A 16,446-nucleotide genomic window follows, 5' to 3' on the forward strand; every position below is an offset into this window, starting at 1 on the left:
AACGCGTCGATGAGACGCCTCGCCGACGGCGATCGCGCGGCATTCGAGCCTGTCTACGCCGCCCTCTGGCCGGCGCTCGGCGCGTTCTGCCGCCGCATGCTCGGCGGCGGGGCGGACGCGGAGGACGCGGCGCAGCAGGCGCTCCTCAAGGTGTTCGACCGCGCCGGCTCGTTCGATCCCGACGGCGACGCGCTGACCTGGGCGCTTGCCATCGCGGCGTGGGAGTGCCGCACGACGCGGCGGCGCCATTCCCGGTCGAGGGAGGCGCCGGACGAGCTCGTCCCGTCGATCCCGGCCGACGCGCCCACGCCGGAGGACGCGGCGATCGCCCGGGATCTGGACGACGCGGCGCGCGAGGTGCTCGGCACGCTGGCCGAGGCGGATCGCGAGACGCTGAGGGCGACCCTGGAGGGCGATCGCGATCCGTCGGTGTCGGGCGCGGCGTTCCGGAAGCGCCGCGAGCGCGCATTTGCCCGCCTCCGGGAGGCGTGGAGGAGGATCTATGGAACCTGAGGCGCTCGCCGCGCTGAACCTGAAGGAGAAGGCCTATCGCGCGTACGAGCGCGGGAGGGCGCGGAGGGCCGCCCTGGCAGCGGCCCCGACGATCGCCGTGGGGCTCGTGGCGACGCTGATGAGCGACCGTCCGGTGACGACAGCGATCCTCGGAGCGGCGCTCTACGTCGCGGCGGCGCTGCTCTCGTGGCGCGGGCAGCAGCTCGGGCGGGGCGTGCTCCCGGGCGTCGCGGCGGGGCTCGTGCCCTTCGCGACGGCGCACGCGGCGCGCATCTACGGTCACCTGTGCACGCCGGAGGGGTGCGTATCCATCTGCGTCCCTGCCTGCCTGGCGGGCGGGGTCGCCGCCGGCGTGCTGCTCTCGCGCGCGCTGCGCCGGTCGGAGCGGCTCGGGGCGTCCTGGGCCTCGGCGTGCGGCGTCGCCGCCCTGACAGGCGCGCTCGGCTGCGCCTGCGTCGGCTTCGGCGGTGTGATCGCCCTCACGGCAGGGCTGCTCACCGGCACCGCGCCGCTCGCGCTCCGCCCTGCGCGCGGCGTGTGAGCGCGCCTCTCAAAACCTCCCGTCGTCAGGCGACCGAGAGGGCGGGCGCCTCGCGTCGATGCTGAAAGAGAGAAACCGCAAGGGCGCAAGGGGCGCAAAGGACCAGAGAAGAGAACTTTTCTAGCCTTCCCCTTGCGCCCCTCGCGCCCTTGCGGTTTCTCTTCCCTTCTGTTGACTTCCTCGGAACTCTAGCGTGATCGGTGCCGCATGCCGGAAGCCGCTCGCAAGCGCGTCGCGCTGGCCCTCGTGATCGTCGCGGTCATCCCTGTCGGCCTGATCTCCCGGTTCCATGGAGGTCCGGCCTGGTTGCGCAACAGCGCCGGCGCGGTGCTCTATGAGGTCGCGTGGATCGCCGCGGCGCAGCTCGCGTGGATCTCCGCGCGCACGCATCGGCTGGCGCTCGCGGTCCTGGCCGCGACGTGCGCGATCGAGCTGCTCCAGCTGAGCCAGGCGCCGTGGCTGGTGGCCACGCGCAGCACCACCCCAGGGCGGCTCCTGCTCGGCGCGAACGGCGGATTCGACCCGGCGGACTTCGCGCTGTACGGCCTCGGCTGCGTCCTGGGTTACGGGCTCTGCCGGCCGCTCCGCGCCTCCGTGTGAGGCGAGCGCCGCGCTGCGAGCGTGAGCCGGTTGCGGCGTGCGCCGGGAGGGGCCAGGCTGGCGATCGCGAACTCCAGGAACCAGGAGGCGACGTCCATGTCCGAGGCTCACCACACCGGCGGTTGCTTGTGCGGCGCGATCCGCTACCGCGCGCACGGCGCGCCGGTGAGCGTCAATATCTGTTACTGTAGCCAGTGCCGGCGCCAGACCGGCGCGCCGATGCCGGCTTTTGCTTCCTTTGCTGACGGGCAGTTCGAGCTGCTCTCCGGCTCGCCCGCGACCTATCGATCATCCGGCTTCGCCGTGCGCCAGTTCTGCGCGGCCTGCGGCTCGTCGCTCTTCTGGCGCCGTGACGGCGCGCGGGAACTCGATATCTTCCTCGGCACGATGGACCGGCCTGGCGACCTGCCGCCGCCGGCTTTCCAGCTCTGGACTGCGCACCGCGTACCGTGGCTGCCCGCCATCCCGGGGGCCGCCGACTATCGCGGGGACAAGACGGGGAGCCAGGGTTAGCCCGATGTGACGGTGGGCGCGAGCGCTCAGGGCGTGGGGGCGGCGCTGACGACGTAGGTGAATGGATCCCAGACGCCGAAGTTGCAGCTTCCGCTGATGTCGTAGTACTTGAGATAACGTTCGTTGGTGACGGTCAGCGCGCCGACCTCGGCGCTCTCGCCGTTCGCGATCGAGACGGCGGGCCCGGCTTCGGTCGCCACGGTCAACGCGTGCTCCTCGCGGCCGCAGTAGCCGTCGTCGCCGTAGCACGCGCGCTCTCCTGTGCCGAGGGTGAGCCCGATCGGATCGTTCTCACCCACGGCGACGATGAGCTCTCCGTCCCGCTCGAGGCGAAGGCGGCCGATCGTGTCACCGTACTCCATCACTTGATGGGAGAAATCGACGTCGAGCGTGTCGCCCACAGCGACGGTGCTCGATGCGAAGCCAGGGGCCCTGACGGCCAGGGTGAGCGCATTCGAGTTTGCGTCGACGAGGTCGAATACCACGTCGGGCTTGGCGCCGTACCCGACCTGGCGGGCTCTCAGGCCGCAGGGGTCACTCGAGGTGTTTGGACGCACGGCGGTCACCGTCCAGGAGCCCCCGAGCTCCGCAGCAACGATGAGCTCGTCCGGAACCGCTGCCGAATCGACGCACATGTAGACGCTGGGCGCGTGTCGCTCGCAGGCGGGCCCGCTGTCGCCGCCGCCGGCGCCCGCGGTGGCGGTGCTGTCCTCGCCGGTGCTGGCGCTTGTGGTGCTGTCCTCGCCGGTGCTGGCGCTTGTGGTGCTGTCCTCGCCGGTGCTGGCGCTTGTGGTGCTGTCCTCACCGGTGCTGGCGCTTGTGGTGCTGTCCTCGCCGGTGCTGGCGCTTGTGGTGCTGTGGTCGCCAGTGCCGCCGGTCTCGGCGCCGTTGCGGCCGGGGCCGCGGTCGACGGCAACCGTGCTGTTGCACGCAGCGTGGGTGACGAGGAGTGATAGGAGGGCTGCCAGGAGAGGTAAGCTGGTTCGATGGCGCATTTCTTCACCCGGAGCACAGCATGTGCCAATCGCAGGTTGTGCCGACGCGCTGGCCCGACCTTTGCGAATCAAGGCCGGGAACAAGGCCATCTGCAGCATGATCCACGGCGTTGAGGCCGCCGGATTTGTGCCATATTGCGCCGATGGCACACTCGAAAAGGTAGAACATGCGCCATCCACCGACCGACTCCACCATCGAGCTCGCCCCGCTCGACCTGGGGGCCTTGCCGCCCGCGCTCGTCGAGGAGGCGCGCCTCGTCTGGGCCGACCGCGTCCGCACCGAGTACCAATCCATCCAGATCGCGACGAGGTTCCTCGGCGAAGCGCTCGCGGCGGGCGAGCCGCTCGATGTCTCCCGCGCCATCGCGGAGACCGTCGACGAGGAGATCCGCCACGCCGCGCTGTGCAGCCGCATGTGCGCGGCGCTCGGAGGCCGCGCCCCGGCGCCGCGCGAGGTCGCCGCGCCGCTCGCGGACCTGCGCGAGGTCCCGCTCGACGAACGCGTGCTCGCGAGCGCCATCTCGCTCTTCCTGATCGCCGAGGCGTTCTCGGTCGGCTACCTCCTGGATCTCGAGGCCCGCGCGGATCACCCGGTCACGCGCGCCGTGCTCGCCGCGATCGCGGGCGACGAGGCAGAGCACGAGGCGTTCGGGCCCGAGCTCGTCGCCCGCAAGCTCCGCGATCTCCCCTCGGCGAAGCGGGCCGGATGGCGCGTATTCACGGGCCGGCTCGTCCGCGGGCACCTCGATCGCGCCGAGCGGGTCCTGGCGCGCGTCCCGGCGGAGGACCGGTCGCTCGACCGCTGGCCCGAGCCCGAGCGGGCGACGCTGGGGCTCCTCGGCGAGGTGCGGCTTTCGCTGCTGTGCCAGAGGACGTACAGGGAACGGCTCGCGCCAACGCTGGAGAAGCTCGGGCTCGGCTGAGCGCGGTGTTCCTCGTGAGCGACGACAGGGCGCCGGGCGTCGGGCCCGTACGCGAGGCCCATCGGGAGCCCCGGGGCGCTCGCCCGAGCACCGGCCCGGCGGGCCGCGTTCTCAGGAGCCTTCGTCACCTCCGCCGGCGGCCTCCTTCGCTTCTTCCTCGGCGATCTTCGCCCGCACCTCGTCCATGTCGAGCGAGCGCACCTTCTCGATCACCTGATCGAGCGCCGACGCGGGCAGCGAGCCTGCCTCCGCGAACAGGAGGACCTTCTCGCGGAAGATGAAGAGCGTCGGGATGGATCGGATGTTGAAGGCCTGCGCCAGGTCCTTCTGCTCGTCCGTGTTGATCTTCCCGAACACGATGTCCGCGTGCTTCTCGGAGGCCTTCTCGAAGACGGGCCCGAAGACCCGGCAGGGGCCGCACCAGGGCGCCCACCAGTCGATGAGGACGATGCCGTTCGACTCGACCGTCTGCTCGAAGTTCGCCGTGCTGAGCTCGATGGTACTCATCCGCCAAGCATACCCCCGAGATCCGCGCGTGTCGCCGAGCGAGCGGGCAGACGCCGCCGTCGCCCGCGGCGCTCAGGGGGCGTTGCAGGCCATGATCTGCTCGATCGCCTCGACGAGGAGCTGCTCGACGCGCTCGGCCCCGACGTCGGCGGCGCGGGCGAAGCGCTCCAGATCGAACGGCGTGGGGTTGACCTCGAGGTAGGCGAGGATCTGGAGCGGGTAGCCGGCCCAGCGGATGACGCAGAAGCCGACGACGTTGCGGCTCGCCTTGGCCTCGCGCAGGCCGAGGGCGAGCTCGATGCTCGGCGCGTCGTGCCCCTCGTCGAGCACGATGCGCGGCGCGTGCCCTGCCTTGCGGAGCTCGGCGGCGAACTCCTCCATCTGAGGCCGGAGCAGGCGCTCGCGCAGGTCGTCGAACTCGCGGAGGAAGTCGGTCTCCGCCGGGGCGCGCGCCTCCTCGATGCGCCGCGCGTAGCGGGCCGCGAGGCGCTCGATGCGGAGCCGGTTGTGCTCTTTCAAGGGTCGACTACGGGGCGAGAAGGAGCACCTTGAGCTGGCTCGGGACGATGCTGACCCCGGGCGCGTTGACGGAGTTCTGCATCGTGATGCTCGTCATCCGCGTGGCGGGCGCGCCGCCCACGAGCACCGTGAACGCCGCCGTGACGTGCCGCGAGGGGCCCATCACCGTGTGCGAGACGACGCCCGTCTCCAGGCCCGCGTTGTCGCCGTTCGTCAGCGGCACCTGGGTCGTCATGTTGTGCGCCGGCGTGCACATGAACAGCACGTTGTAGACCGCCGGCACCCCCATGGGCTGCGCCGCGAGGTTGGGGTAGGGCACCGGCAGGTGCGCCGGCGGCGTGAGGCACACGTCCGGTCCGCCCAGCGCCATGCCTCCCATCTGCGTGTTCGCGAACATCGGTGCCTCCCGTCAGCCGAGGTGGATCTGCCCGCCGTCGATCTTTGTCAGCTCGCCGCTCGAGACGAGCGTCGCCTGCGCCTTGATGTTCACCGCGGCCTCCGCGGTGACCTCGTAGTACCGCGCCCGCACCTGCTCCGACTCGGCGATGAACCGGTACGCGCGGTCGAGCCGTTGCACCCAGCGATCCGCGATCGACTCGACCGACCGGGCGACCGTCTTCACGCGGTCCACCTGCGCGACGAGCCGCTCGCCGACGTACGTCATCGCCCCGATCGCGAGCGACCCCTCGCTCGCCGCGACGCGCACCTTGCCCGCGGCCACCGCGGCCTCGGCCGGCGTCACGAGGCGTACGCCCTCGCCCGCGGTCACCGTGACGCGCCCGCGCGGGGCGCTCAGCTCCAGGTCTCCCTGGGCCACGAGGCGCGTCGGCGCGTCGCCCTCGCGGTCGAGCACCGCGAGCACGTGGCACCCCGCGTCGTGCAGCGCGACGAGCACCCGGTCGCCCAGCGCCGGCTCGACAAGGCAGCTCACCGCGCGCTTCGCTGCGTAGTCGCCCGAGCCGACGCGCACCTGGAACGACCCATCCACCGCTCCGATCACCGCGCCGACCTCCTGGATCGCGAAGGTCTCCACCCGCTGTCTGGCCAGATTGTCTCGCATCGTCTCTCTCCTGCTGTCGGGAGGGGCATCCCCTCAGGGCGTCCAGCGCTCGGCTTCGAGCAGCTCCGGGTCGTCTCCGAGCGCGGCGGACCGGCTCGTGAAGGTCGCGCCCGCGTCGCGCGTCTGGTGGAAGCGGGCGCGGAAGAGCTTCGCGCGGGAAAGATCCGCCTTCTCGACGCTCGCGTGCGAGAAATCGGCGTAGGTCAGGTCCGCGTCGCGGAAGCTCGCCAGCGGGCAGGCCGCCCGGTGGAAGATGGCCTGGAAGAGGTCGGCGCCGGCGAGGTCCGCGGCCTCGAGATCGGCCTCGGAGAAGATCGCCTGCCGCGCCTTGAGGCCGGCGGCGGAGACCCCCGCGAGCCGCGCGCCGAAGAACAGGCCGCGCTCGGCGTCCGCGCCGTCGAGCTTCGCCGCGGTGAGGTCCGCGCCCTTGAAGCTCGCCTGGACGAGCCGGGCGCCGCGCAGGTCGCACCCCGCGAGATCGGCGTCGGTGAGCTGCGCCAGGGTCAGGTCCATGCCCGACAGGTCCTGCCCGCGGAGGCGGGCGCCGACCAGCACCGCGAGGTGCATCGTCGCGCCGCGCAGGCTGGCGGTCGAGAGATCCGCCTTGATGAGGCAGGCCTGCTTGAGCTTCGCCCCGTCGAGCGCGAGGCGCGCGGCCTCGGTCTCCACGAGGGAGAACCGGTCCAGGTTGGCCTCGCGGAAGCTCACCTCGTCGGCGCGCCCCTTGACCATGCTCCCGATCGTGAGGTTCACGCGGTCGAAGCTGGCCCGCGAGACGTCGCACTCGGCGAAGCTCGCGGCGACGAGATCGCTGCCGTCGAGGCGCGCGTGGAGGAGCGCGCAACGGCTCCACACGGCGTGGCGGGCCCGCGCCCCGGACAGGTCCGCGCCCGAGAGGTCGCACCCGTTGAACATGGACTCGCTGATCTTCGCGTCCTTCAGCCTGGCGCCGCGGAACGTCGTCTTCTCGAACACGACGCCCGACAGGTCGAGCCCCGACAGATCGAGCCCGGACAGGTCCTCCCCGTCGATGATCTCGCCCTCGTCGATCTTCGCGAGCAGCTCTTCGCGCGTCACTTGCTCTGCCCCGTGAAAACGACGTTCTTGATGTGCGCGTCGGTGAAGGTGGTCCGCTCATCGCCCTTCGCGTCGAGCAGGTTGGCGCGGAAGAGGTTCGTGTTCTCGAAGCGGGCGCCAGGCACCTTCGCCTTCTGCAGCATGGCGTCCATGAGGTTCGCTCCGGTCAGATCCGCCTCGGCCAGGTCGGACCGCATGAAGCGCGCGCCCTTGCCCGAGAGCTCCCCGAGGCGCGCCTTCCGGAGGTTCGCCTCGCTGAAGTCCGCGCCGTCCGCCGAGGCGCGCTCGAAGATCGCGCCCTCCAGATCGACCCCGCGGAGGTTCGCCCGCGCGAGCTCGGCGCCGGAGAAGTCCGCGCCCGGCAGCGCGGAGGCGGAGACGACGCGCAGGGCCGTGGCCCTCGCCTTCCGGAACGAGGCCTTCTCGCCCTTGAAGTCGACGAGGGCCGCGTCCTCGAGCTGCGCCTCGCTGAAGTCCGCGCCCGCCCCCGTGCACTGGAAGAACGTCGCCTTTCGCAGGCTCGCGCCGGCGAAGCTCGCGCCCGTGAGGTCGAGCTGGAAGAAGAGGACGTCGTCCGCCGAGGCGCCGCTGAAGTCTGCGCCGGGCACCCTGGCCTCCAGGAAGTCGGCCTCGGCGAGGTCGGCGCCCGAGAGCTGCGCCCCCTCGAGCCACGCCTTGTGGAGGACCGCCTTGCGGAGGTCGACCCCGTCGAAGCTCGCGCCCGAGGCGCGCGCCTCGCCGAGGTTCGCCCCGCGCAACGTGGCCTTCCCGAGCCGCGCGCCCTCGAGCTTCGCGCGCGTGAGCACCGCGCCGGTCAGATCGGCGCCGCTCAGATCGCACGCCGAGAGATCCGCGCCCTCGAGGAGCGCCTCGCGCAGGTCGGCGCCCGCGAGGCGGAGCTCGCGCAGATCGGCGCCCGTCAGATCGCGCCGGGCGAGCGACTCGCCGGCGGCGAGCGCCCGCTCCACCTCGGCGCGCAGATCGGACCTCTTCCCCTCGGGCGCCAGATCCGCCGGCGGGTAGAAGTGAGCGAAGGCGCGGTACGCGAAGAGGACGTTCTCCTCGGCCTTGCGGAGGCTCGCGGCGAACGCCGGGTCCGCGAGCTTCGCCTCGAGGTCCTCCATCGGAGCGTCGGCCTTGCGCCCCACCTCCGCGAGCTCGCGCAGGCGGGCCAGCTCCTCGTCGGCGCTGAACTTCGGCGGGCCGCCCCCCTCGCGTTTGCCCTTCGCGACCACCTCGTCGAAGTCGATCCCCTGCTCGGCGCAGAGCTTCCGCGCTTCCTCCTCGGCGGACTTGCGCTGCGCCTCGGCGTCCTGCTGGAGCTCCGCGGCCTCGAGCTCCATCCGCTCGGCGTAGTCCGCGAGCTCGTCCGGCCGCGGCTCCTCCGGGCGCTTGATCTCGCGCGGGAGCTTCTCGTCCGGGTTCATCCCGAGCACGAGCAGGGTGAGCCGCGCCTGGTCGAGCTCGCGCTGCGCCCGCGAGATCGACCGCTGCTCCATCGCCCGCTCGCGCCGGATGAGCTCGTCCATGTCGCTGATCGCCTCGTCCGGGAACGACGGGGCGTCGGGATCGGGCTCCGGAAGGAGCTCCTTCTCGCGCAGCGCGTGGAGGTGCCCCTTCTCCTTGTCGAGCCGCCTCTCCAGCGCCGCGCGGTAGTGCTCGATGGGCCTCGGCGCGTCGATCCGATCGAGGCCGGCGAGCAGCAAGAGCACGTCGTCGGCGTCGTCCTCGGCCACCGGGACGACGCCGCGGAAGATGGCGACGCCGCGCTCGATGTTGGGGAAGAGGAGCACCGTCTCCAGGCGGGTCGCGACTTCCCGGAGGCCCTCGTCGCCGTCCGCTCCGGCCACGCCTCGCTGCCGGACGAAGCACCGGGCGCGGAGCCTCGGGGCGTGGGTCTCGATGAGCGGCCGCGCCGGGTGCAGGTTCTTCAGGCGGATCGCCTCCCCGCCCTCGAAGTGCTCGGGCAGGCGCTGATCGTCCGGCGCGACCTGGAAGTACTCTGGGTCGAGATCCCGAGCGAAGCCGGGAAAATCGCTCTGGAGCCACTCGCCGCCGTATGTGCCGAGCTTGGCCATCCGCGACGCGAGCGTGGGGTCGAGGGCCCCGAAGCCCGCGGGCGGCGGCCTGTCGCCCGGCGACATGAGGAGGCGTTGCGGGTCCTCGAGGTGGGGCAGGTAATGCACCCTGGCTCCCTCCTCCTCGACGGGCCCGAGGCCCATCCCCTTCGGATTCAGCGCGTAATCCGGTCCGCCGAAGGCGTTTTCCCAGGTGAGCGCCATCTCGGTGATCGGCTCTGGCTCCGTCGGCGCGCCGAGGTGCCATCGCCGCTTGCCGACGACGGCGACGGACTTGTCGACGAGGGGCTCGTCGACCGGGCCGACCTGCAGGCCCGCCGCGAACGCCGGCCGAGGCTCCCCTTCCGGCGAGAACGCCTTGCCGAAGACGAGGACCTCGCCCCGTGGCTTGGGCATGCCCTCGTCGAGGAGGCCGTCCTTGCCGAGCGCGGGCGTCACCCGCTGCCACAACGAGACCTCGGGCAGCGGGACCTCCGGGGCGTCGAGCGGGAAGAAGACGAGGAGGCCGATGCTCAGGTGATGGCTGCGCCGGACGGTGAGCACGCGCTGAAGAACGGAGAGGCGGAGGGGCTTGATGACACGCATGGAGATCGAGGGATGTGGTGTGTTGAGCGGCGCCTCGCGTCCGCCCTGGCGCGGTAGAGGCCGATGTTTCGCCGGAGGAGCGGCGGCGAGCGCGCGCGGCGCGCCTCGCCGCTAGCTGACCACGAAGATGCCGTGTTTCCTGATCTCCGCCGCGACGTTCTGCAGGGTGAAGCTCCCGTTCTCGAGCTCGACGGTCTTCGTCGTGAACTTTGGACCCTGGATGGTCAGCTCCGGGCCGTTCTTCACGGACACCGTCGCGCCGAGCTTGAACTCCACGGCGCTGCTGAGGTTGAACGAGAGCTTCTGGCCCATGACGAGCTCCTGGGTCCTGCTGCACGAGAGCGACTGCTTGCTCCCCACCGTGAGCTCCTGCGCGTTCGTCACCTTGAGCTCCGTCGTGCTCGCCAGCTTGATGTCGAGCGATTTCGAGACGTTGATCGACGTGAAGTTGCCGACCTTCACGTCGAGGGATTTGCCGGCGGTCACCGACGTGGCGTTCGTGAGCTTGAGATCGCTCGTGGCGCCGACGACGATCGAGCGGAAGGCGCCCAGCTTGGCGTCGAGCGAGCCGCCCACCACGGTCGATGAGCTCGCCCCGAACACGTGGGATCGCGCGCTTCCCAGCGTGGTGACGCTGTAGTCGCCGGTCCTCTCGATGTCGTGATTGGACTTGAGGATCTCCTTCTTGTCGCCCTCGGCCTCGAGATACAGCTTGCCCTTTGCCGAGATCTCGACGTCGTTCCCGAGGGCCTTGACGACGACCTTGCCCGTGGTCGAGGTGATCGACACATCCCCCTTGGCCATCTCGGTGAGGGTGCCTGCGACGGCCGTCGTCATGATGTTGCCCGCGAGGGCGGTCGTCGTGATGTGGCCCGAGTCGGCGGTCGTCGTGATGTCGTTCTCCACATGGCTCGTCCAGCTCGCGCCGACCTCGAAGTCCATGTTTTGCCCGGCGTCGAGCAGGACCCTGCCGTCGGTCTTGCCGATGAACTCGTGCCCCTTGTTGGGCGACCCCATGCGCAGGTACGTGTTCGAGTGGGGCGTCGAGAGCGTGATGCGCTGCGCTCCGGCCTGGTCCTCGAGCTCGAGGCGGTTCCTGCCGCCGGTCTGGAGGACGTTCTTCGTGTGGTTGCCGCTCGTCACCGGGCTCGGCGTGAGCACGTTGGGCACGACGCCGGAGATCACGGGCCGATCCGGATCGCCGCCGAGGAAGCTCAGCACGACCTCGGTCCCCCGGCGCAGCGGGAAGTGGAACCCTTCGACGCCGCCGCCGTGCGGCTGCATCATGCGCACGTACGTGGAGCCGCTGCCGTCGCGCGGGCTCGCCTCGTCGAACTTGAGCTTGACCAGGTAGCGCCCGTGCTCGTCGATCTGCGCGTACTCGCTCGACGCGGAGCCGTCGACCGTGCCGTTCTCGTAACCGTAGATGCGCGGCCACGCCGTCCGCGACTCCGCCCGGAACTGCGTCGTCGCCGGGATGGCCGCGACCTCGACGAAATAGACCTCCTCGTGCGTGAGCCCGGTGAGCTCCTCGAAGTCGTTGTGTCCGGCGGACTGGTTGCCGTGGTGGCGCAGCTCGACCGCGAGGTACTTCGCGTTGAACCGCGCGCGCGGGTGGTCCTCGAGCTCGAACGTGTACCCCGAGCGCAGGTGGAGCCGCCCGCCGGCGGCCTGGTAGACGGCCTCGCGGGCGAGGTACTCCTCCGCGCGCAGCTCGGCGAGCCGCTTGCCGGCGTCGGCGGTGAAGAAGCGCTCGCCGTAGAGGCTGATCTCCCCGGTCCCGTACTGGGACACCGGCGCGGCGCCGGCGAGCGGGAAATTCGGCCGGACATAGTCGTAGTCCTTGAGCTTCACCCGCGACGGCAGCGCCCCGTGCTGGCAGGAGAAGGTGCGGAACGAGGCCGAGGCGCTCCGGTCCTCGCCCGTCTGCGGATGGTAGCGGACCGGCGCGCCGAGCGCCTCGGCGGGGTAGCTCTTGTCGTCGCAGAGGACGAGCTTCTCGCCGTCCTCGGTGTGCTCGAAATAATAAAAGATCCCCTCGCGCTCCATCCAGCGCGAGATGAAATCGAAGTCGCTCTCGCGGTATTGACAGATGTGCTCCTCGGTCTCGTAGCTGCCGAGGTTGAGCTCGACGTCGCCGCCCCCGATGCCGTTCTCCTCGAGCACGAGCTTGATCACGTCGGGCACGCTCTTCTTCGTGAAGATCCGGCTGTGCTTCGACAGGGTGAGCCCCCAGAGCCGCGGCACCAGCACCGCGCGCAGCAGCGCGCGCCCGCCGAACTCGTGCAGGAGGTCGACGCCGGCGAGCACGCCGGCGAACACGTAGGGCGGAGCCGTGGCGTCCGGGCGATCGATCGAGAGCCGCGCCTTGGCCCCGACCATCTCGGCAAAGTCCGTGTCATCGTCGCCGTCGCTCGGGATCGACAGGAAGATCTCGAACCTGTAAGGGCGCGAGATCGCCTCCACGCCGCGAAAGCCGACGACGCGCGTCGGGCCCTCCAGGATGCTCGAGGAAAAACGGATGAGATCACTCATATGGGGTCTCTTCCTGGCGCGAGGAGGTGAATGAATCCGCCTTGACGGTTCCGAGGCGGCTCGTCCTGGGGAGTTAGACAAAAGACAGCCAGGGAGTCAACCCTGTGAAGAAACGTTAATGTCCTCTTCGGGCGGTGGAATCTCGACGACCTCGCGCAGGATTGCGCCGCTCGACTTCGCGTTTGCGAGCTTGACCCCGTAGAGGTTGGCGCCCGCGAGGTCCGCTTCGCGCAGATCGGCGCCATCGACGTTGGCGCAGGGGAGCCTCGCCTCCTTGAGCTTCGCCGCGCGGAGGATGGCGCCGGCGAGGTTGGCGTTCGCGAAGCTCGATCGCGAGAGGTCCGCCTTGCTCGCGTTGACGTCAGCGAGGCTCGCCCGGTCGAAGACGGCCTCGAACAGGCGCGCCTGCCGCAGGTCGGCGCCGTCGAGCGCCGCGCCGTCGAAGCGCGCCTGCGAGCCTCTGGCCGAGGTGAGGTCGGCGCTCGTGAGGATCGCGGAGGAGAGCGCCGCGCGGTCGAGCATGGCGCGGGAGAGATCGGCGCGCGTCAGATCGGCCGCCTGGAGGTTCGCGTCCGTGAGATCTGCGCCGCTCAGGTTCGCCCGGGCGAGGCGCGCGGACGCGAAGTTGCACCGGGCGAGCGCTGCGCCGGCGAGGTTGAGGCGCTCGAGGGAGGCGCCGCTCCAGTCGATTCCCTCGAGCTCGGCGCCCGCGAGCTCGAGGTCGTAGAGCGGCTGGCCGCTCCTCAGGCGGGCGAGCACCGCCGCGCGCAGGCCGCGGGCCTCCGGCTCCGGCGCCGCCGCGGCCGGAAAGGGCGGCTGCTCCGCCGGGGCCGCCGCCTCGTCGGGCGCGGGGGGTGGCGGTTCGACGTGCGGGGGCGGCTGCTCCGCCGGGGCCGCCGCCTCGTCGGGCGCGGGGGGTGGCGGTTCGACGTGCGGGGGCGGCTGCTCCGCCAGGGCCGCCGCCTCGTCGGGCGCGGGGGGCGGCGGTTCGACGTGCGGGGGCGGCTGCTCCGCGACGACGGCCATCCCGTCGGGCGCGGCGGGCGGCTGCGCGTGCGGAGCGGGCGGCTGCGCGTGCGGGGGTGGCTGGTCGACGCCGGGCTGCGTCTCGTCGAGCCCGGCGAGCGGCGGCTGCACCCGGGCCGGCGGCTCGGGCGGCGAGGCCTCGGGTCCGGCATGGGCGAAGGGCATCGCGAACGGCACCGACGCCGGGGGAGCCTCGGGGCGTGACGGCAGCTCGGGCGCCGGCAGGAAGGGCAAAGGAGGCGGCGAGAGCAGCGGCGGTACCTGCTGCGTGACCGCGCTCCAGTGCGCCTCCTGGGGCCGCGAGAAGGGCAGGGGAGGCGGCGAGAGCAGCGGGGCGACCTGCTGCGTGACGACGCTCCAGTGCGCCTCCTGGGGCCGCGAGAAGGGCAGGGGAGGCGGCGAGAGCAGCGGGGCGACCTGCTGCGTGACGACGCTCCAGTGCCCCGCGAGGAGGGCCGTTCCCTCGGCGGCGGGCGCGCCCTCCGGCGCCGCGATCGCGACAAGGCCCTCCCCCGCCGAGGGCCCCCCCGCCGAGGGCCACGGGGCCGAGGGCCACGGGGCCGAGGGCCACGGGACGGGGCGCCCCGGCACCTCGACGCCCGCGACCACCCGCATCCGCGCCGGCGCATCGTCGGGCAGCAGCGCGACGTTCCCTCGCCAGATCAGCGAGCAGAGCAGGCGGTCCGCGTCGATGGTCAGCGTGTCGGCGACGAGCTCGATCGGCTGCCCGAGGTCGTCGCACCCCGGCCCGAGCCGATGGATCCGCGCGAGCCCGCGCGCCGAAGGCAGGCAGGACTGGATCCGCTGGCAGTGCGGGTGCAGGCCCTCGAGGAGGATCCACTCGTCGCCTCGGAGGAACTCGAGCTGCTGGTCCGCGGGGGCGGCGACGAAATAGCGGAAATCGAAGCTGCCGCCGAGCTCCAGCGCCGAAAGATCGGGCGCGTGATCGGGCGCGAGCAGGCCCCGCCTGGGAGCCCAGCTCCCCGCGATCGGCCCGACGCCCGTGGGCCGCGTCGGATCGGCCGGATCGACGATGTTGGGCAGCGTCGTCCCGGCGCCGACGCCCACCGGGTTCGCGTCGGTCTGGGGGCCGCCGTAGGCGCGCTCGTACACGAGCGGCATGAGGCTGAACGGACGTGGGCTCGGGGCCTCTCGCGTCCGGTCGCCGTAGACGTGGAGCACCTTGTCGAGGACCCAGCGATCCTCGCGGAAGAGCGCGACCCGCACCGAGAGCGCCGTTGTCGTCGTCCCCGCCGGCGCGGCCGCGTGTCCGCGCACGAGGACCCCTGCGCGCGGCAGGTAAGGGGCTATCTCACCTGCGTCCTCCAGGCTGCCGGAGCCGTCTCGGAGCCGGTCCGCGCGGCTCAGGTCCGCCGGGGCGGCGAGCTCGGCGCTCCTGTCGTGGACGAGGGCAAACGTGGCCTTGACCACGACCGTGAGCCGCTCCGCGCCCTGCGCGCGCCACAGGACGGCCCCGCAGGAGGCCGGCGTCAGGGCGACGATGGGGACAGGCCAGGGCGATCGCACGGGCGTGATCTCGACTGGCCCGCGCGCCTTCACCGCCGCGGAGGGCTCTCAGGCAACCGACGATACGCGTCGGGTCGCTCGGGCGCAAGCGCAGGAATCGGCGCTGATTTGCCAGGAGTCGGCCCACAGGACAATGTTGCTATGAAGTTCTCCCGGGGAGCGACATAGGTCGGGTGCTCGCTGGTACGGCGCAAGGACACGAGTGCTCCGCCGCCGACGGGGAGCCCGCGTCCCGGCTCCGCGCGGGCGACGTGCTACAACACCGGCAACGCTTGCCGTCGAAGGAGAGCGCGCCATGATAAATACGTCTGTTCAAGCCCTCGCCGATGCGATGGATCTCGGGTCGTTGCTGCAGGAGGTCCGGGATCGACATGGCGAGTTCGATCTCCTCGCCCACTGGAAGCAGGGCGAGTTCCACCACGACGTGGTCCTCCGGGTGCACCGCTTCGCGCCGCTGCCGGCTCCGGTGCTCGTCGTGAGCACGAACTGCAACGGGGGCGTAAAGGAAGTGCTCTGCTTCGGCGACGTCCCGGATCGCTATGCCCTCTGGCACCATCGCTGCCCCGGCGTGCCGGAGTTCTCGGGCGAGCTGCCGCCCATCGCCGCGCTGGCGCGGACGTCGCACTACTTCGACCCGTGCGAGCTGCTCGCGGCCGACGCCCGCAGCGAGCTGCGCCCCGAGTTCCGCGAGCGCGACGTGGGTGGCGGGTGGCGCGCGCGGTGCGGACAGCCCGGCTCGGCGCTCGACGCCGCGGGCGAGCCCGGAGGGGCGCGCGGGCCGGCGCCAGGGGAGGCGTGCTCGTGATGTGCCGGTGATCCCCGCCGAGCCGATCCTCTTCGGCGGGGGCGTCGGATCGCGCCGCCGCGCCTAGCGCCGGCGCCCCGCGGCGCGGGCCGCGCAGAAGGCCGCGTCGTGCCGCCAGGCCGCGCGCGACGCCTCACCCGCAGTCGCGCCGCGCGCGCCCGCGGCCGCGGCGATCGCCTTCCTGAAGTGCGCGCCGGCCCTGCGGCGCTCGATCGCGACGAGCGCCAGGCAGAGCGTGACGAGCAGCACGTCGCGGGCGCTCGGCTCCGGCAGCGTCCACGCGAGCCAGCCGGTGGCGATCGCGAGCATCGCGGTACAGAGCTCCCAGGACGTGGCGCGCTCAGCGCCCTCCGACTCCGCGGTGGCGGCCAGCGCGCGCGTCACGCTGGGTGGCGGCTCGAGCTCCCCTCCGGAGAGCTCCGGCGCACATGCGCCTGAATCACCGGGCGCGTCGGCGCTCGCCGCGGGGCGCGCCAAGGACACCACGACTGCGTTCGTCGCCGCACCGGGATGGATTGAGCTCATACAAACACCCTCCTCGCCTTGCCGTCCGGCCCTGCACGATCCCCAGGCTCGCACGTTGCGCGCCAACGTGAAAAGAGCGACCCGGCGCGCTCTGCGAGGCCAGAGCACGAATCACGT

The 16,446-nt window shown here is 71.8% G+C and carries 16 protein-coding genes; 6 read left to right on the forward strand and 10 right to left on the reverse strand.

From position 1 onward, the window contains the following. The first annotated feature begins 9 nt into the window (after positions 1 to 9). The 4 genes from WME90_RS12080 to WME90_RS12095 all read left to right on the forward strand — a co-directional run bounded on the left by WME90_RS12080 (position 10) and on the right by WME90_RS12095 (position 2,167). Positions 10 to 513, forward strand: a complete 504-nt coding sequence (locus tag WME90_RS12080; protein ID WP_437281252.1) for an RNA polymerase sigma factor — start codon at positions 10 to 12, stop codon at positions 511 to 513. Beyond that, positions 503 to 1,054, forward strand: a complete 552-nt coding sequence (locus WME90_RS12085; protein WP_437281253.1) for a hypothetical protein — start codon at positions 503 to 505, stop codon at positions 1,052 to 1,054. Before WME90_RS12080 ends, WME90_RS12085 begins: the two co-directional genes overlap by 11 nt. 207 nt (positions 1,055 to 1,261) lie before the next feature. Further along, positions 1,262 to 1,654, forward strand: a complete 393-nt coding sequence (locus WME90_RS12090; RefSeq protein ID WP_437281254.1) for a DUF2809 domain-containing protein — start codon at positions 1,262 to 1,264, stop codon at positions 1,652 to 1,654. A gap of 96 nt (positions 1,655 to 1,750) precedes the next feature. Further along, positions 1,751 to 2,167 (forward strand): GFA family protein, encoded by a 417-nt coding sequence (locus WME90_RS12095; RefSeq protein WP_437281255.1) that lies wholly within the window; start codon positions 1,751 to 1,753, stop codon positions 2,165 to 2,167. Positions 2,168 to 2,193: 26 nt separating this feature from the next. Here WME90_RS12095 and WME90_RS12100 read toward each other — a convergent pair whose 3' ends face one another. Continuing rightward, complete coding sequence (locus WME90_RS12100) at positions 2,194 to 3,261, reverse strand: hypothetical protein (RefSeq protein ID WP_437281256.1); 1,068 nt, start codon at positions 3,259 to 3,261, stop codon at positions 2,194 to 2,196. Between the two features lie 68 nt (positions 3,262 to 3,329). On the opposite strand from WME90_RS12100, the gene WME90_RS12105 reads away from it, so the two are divergent. Continuing rightward, complete coding sequence (locus WME90_RS12105) at positions 3,330 to 4,085, forward strand: ferritin-like domain-containing protein (protein ID WP_437281257.1); 756 nt, start codon at positions 3,330 to 3,332, stop codon at positions 4,083 to 4,085. A 111-nt stretch (positions 4,086 to 4,196) separates the two neighbouring features. Here WME90_RS12105 and trxA read toward each other — a convergent pair whose 3' ends face one another. The 8 genes from trxA to WME90_RS12145 all read right to left on the reverse strand — a co-directional run bounded on the left by trxA (position 4,197) and on the right by WME90_RS12145 (position 14,999). Next, positions 4,197 to 4,592, reverse strand: a complete 396-nt coding sequence (trxA, locus tag WME90_RS12110) for a thioredoxin (RefSeq protein ID WP_437281258.1) — start codon at positions 4,590 to 4,592, stop codon at positions 4,197 to 4,199. Between the two features lie 72 nt (positions 4,593 to 4,664). Then, complete coding sequence (locus WME90_RS12115; RefSeq protein ID WP_437281259.1) at positions 4,665 to 5,111, reverse strand: hypothetical protein; 447 nt, start codon at positions 5,109 to 5,111, stop codon at positions 4,665 to 4,667. A gap of 7 nt (positions 5,112 to 5,118) precedes the next feature. Continuing rightward, a complete protein-coding gene (locus tag WME90_RS12120; protein WP_437281260.1) occupies positions 5,119 to 5,508 on the reverse strand; it encodes a DUF4150 domain-containing protein in 390 nt (129 codons plus the stop codon). A 12-nt stretch (positions 5,509 to 5,520) separates the two neighbouring features. Next, on the reverse strand, positions 5,521 to 6,171 hold the full coding sequence (locus WME90_RS12125) for a DUF3540 domain-containing protein (protein WP_437281261.1): 651 nt from the start codon (positions 6,169 to 6,171) through the stop codon (positions 5,521 to 5,523). Positions 6,172 to 6,204: 33 nt separating this feature from the next. Continuing rightward, positions 6,205 to 7,248, reverse strand: coding sequence for a pentapeptide repeat-containing protein (locus WME90_RS12130; protein WP_437281262.1), 1,044 nt, complete (start codon positions 7,246 to 7,248; stop codon positions 6,205 to 6,207). Further along, positions 7,245 to 9,911, reverse strand: coding sequence for a DUF2169 domain-containing protein (locus WME90_RS12135; RefSeq protein ID WP_437281263.1), 2,667 nt, complete (start codon positions 9,909 to 9,911; stop codon positions 7,245 to 7,247). The genes WME90_RS12130 and WME90_RS12135 overlap by 4 nt, the downstream gene beginning before the upstream one ends. A gap of 111 nt (positions 9,912 to 10,022) precedes the next feature. Then, entirely contained in the window at positions 10,023 to 12,446 is a 2,424-nt protein-coding gene (locus WME90_RS12140; RefSeq protein ID WP_437281264.1) for a type VI secretion system Vgr family protein, read from the reverse strand. Between the two features lie 96 nt (positions 12,447 to 12,542). Then, positions 12,543 to 14,999, reverse strand: coding sequence for a DUF2169 family type VI secretion system accessory protein (locus WME90_RS12145; protein WP_437281265.1), 2,457 nt, complete (start codon positions 14,997 to 14,999; stop codon positions 12,543 to 12,545). A gap of 295 nt (positions 15,000 to 15,294) precedes the next feature. Here WME90_RS12145 and WME90_RS12150 point away from each other — a divergent pair, with 295 nt between their 5' ends. Beyond that, positions 15,295 to 15,804, forward strand: a complete 510-nt coding sequence (locus WME90_RS12150) for a hypothetical protein (RefSeq protein WP_437281266.1) — start codon at positions 15,295 to 15,297, stop codon at positions 15,802 to 15,804. A 63-nt stretch (positions 15,805 to 15,867) separates the two neighbouring features. Here WME90_RS12150 and WME90_RS12155 read toward each other — a convergent pair whose 3' ends face one another. Next, complete coding sequence (locus WME90_RS12155; RefSeq protein WP_437281267.1) at positions 15,868 to 16,329, reverse strand: hypothetical protein; 462 nt, start codon at positions 16,327 to 16,329, stop codon at positions 15,868 to 15,870. Positions 16,330 to 16,446 lie beyond the last annotated feature (117 nt).

This window comes from Sorangium sp. So ce375, from assembly GCF_051473855.1.
Taxonomy (GTDB): Bacteria; Myxococcota_A; Polyangia; order Polyangiales; family Polyangiaceae; genus Sorangium.

What these genes read in the sequence shown, in the direction of transcription:
- WME90_RS12080 (WP_437281252.1), top strand. Translation starts at nt 10, where the DNA reads ATGAGACGCCTCGCCGACGGCGATCGCGCGGCATTCGAGCCTGTCTAC.
- WME90_RS12085 (WP_437281253.1), top strand. Translation starts at nt 503, where the DNA reads ATGGAACCTGAGGCGCTCGCCGCGCTGAACCTGAAGGAGAAGGCCTAT.
- WME90_RS12090 (WP_437281254.1), top strand. Translation starts at nt 1,262, where the DNA reads ATGCCGGAAGCCGCTCGCAAGCGCGTCGCGCTGGCCCTCGTGATCGTC.
- WME90_RS12095 (WP_437281255.1), top strand. Translation starts at nt 1,751, where the DNA reads ATGTCCGAGGCTCACCACACCGGCGGTTGCTTGTGCGGCGCGATCCGC.
- WME90_RS12100 (WP_437281256.1), bottom strand. Translation starts at nt 3,261, where the DNA reads ATGCTGCAGATGGCCTTGTTCCCGGCCTTGATTCGCAAAGGTCGGGCC.
- WME90_RS12105 (WP_437281257.1), top strand. Translation starts at nt 3,330, where the DNA reads ATGCGCCATCCACCGACCGACTCCACCATCGAGCTCGCCCCGCTCGAC.
- trxA (WP_437281258.1), bottom strand. Translation starts at nt 4,592, where the DNA reads ATGAGTACCATCGAGCTCAGCACGGCGAACTTCGAGCAGACGGTCGAG.
- WME90_RS12120 (WP_437281260.1), bottom strand. Translation starts at nt 5,508, where the DNA reads ATGTTCGCGAACACGCAGATGGGAGGCATGGCGCTGGGCGGACCGGAC.
- WME90_RS12125 (WP_437281261.1), bottom strand. Translation starts at nt 6,171, where the DNA reads ATGCGAGACAATCTGGCCAGACAGCGGGTGGAGACCTTCGCGATCCAG.
- WME90_RS12135 (WP_437281263.1), bottom strand. Translation starts at nt 9,911, where the DNA reads ATGCGTGTCATCAAGCCCCTCCGCCTCTCCGTTCTTCAGCGCGTGCTC.
- WME90_RS12140 (WP_437281264.1), bottom strand. Translation starts at nt 12,446, where the DNA reads ATGAGTGATCTCATCCGTTTTTCCTCGAGCATCCTGGAGGGCCCGACG.
- WME90_RS12150 (WP_437281266.1), top strand. Translation starts at nt 15,295, where the DNA reads ATGATAAATACGTCTGTTCAAGCCCTCGCCGATGCGATGGATCTCGGG.
- WME90_RS12155 (WP_437281267.1), bottom strand. Translation starts at nt 16,329, where the DNA reads ATGAGCTCAATCCATCCCGGTGCGGCGACGAACGCAGTCGTGGTGTCC.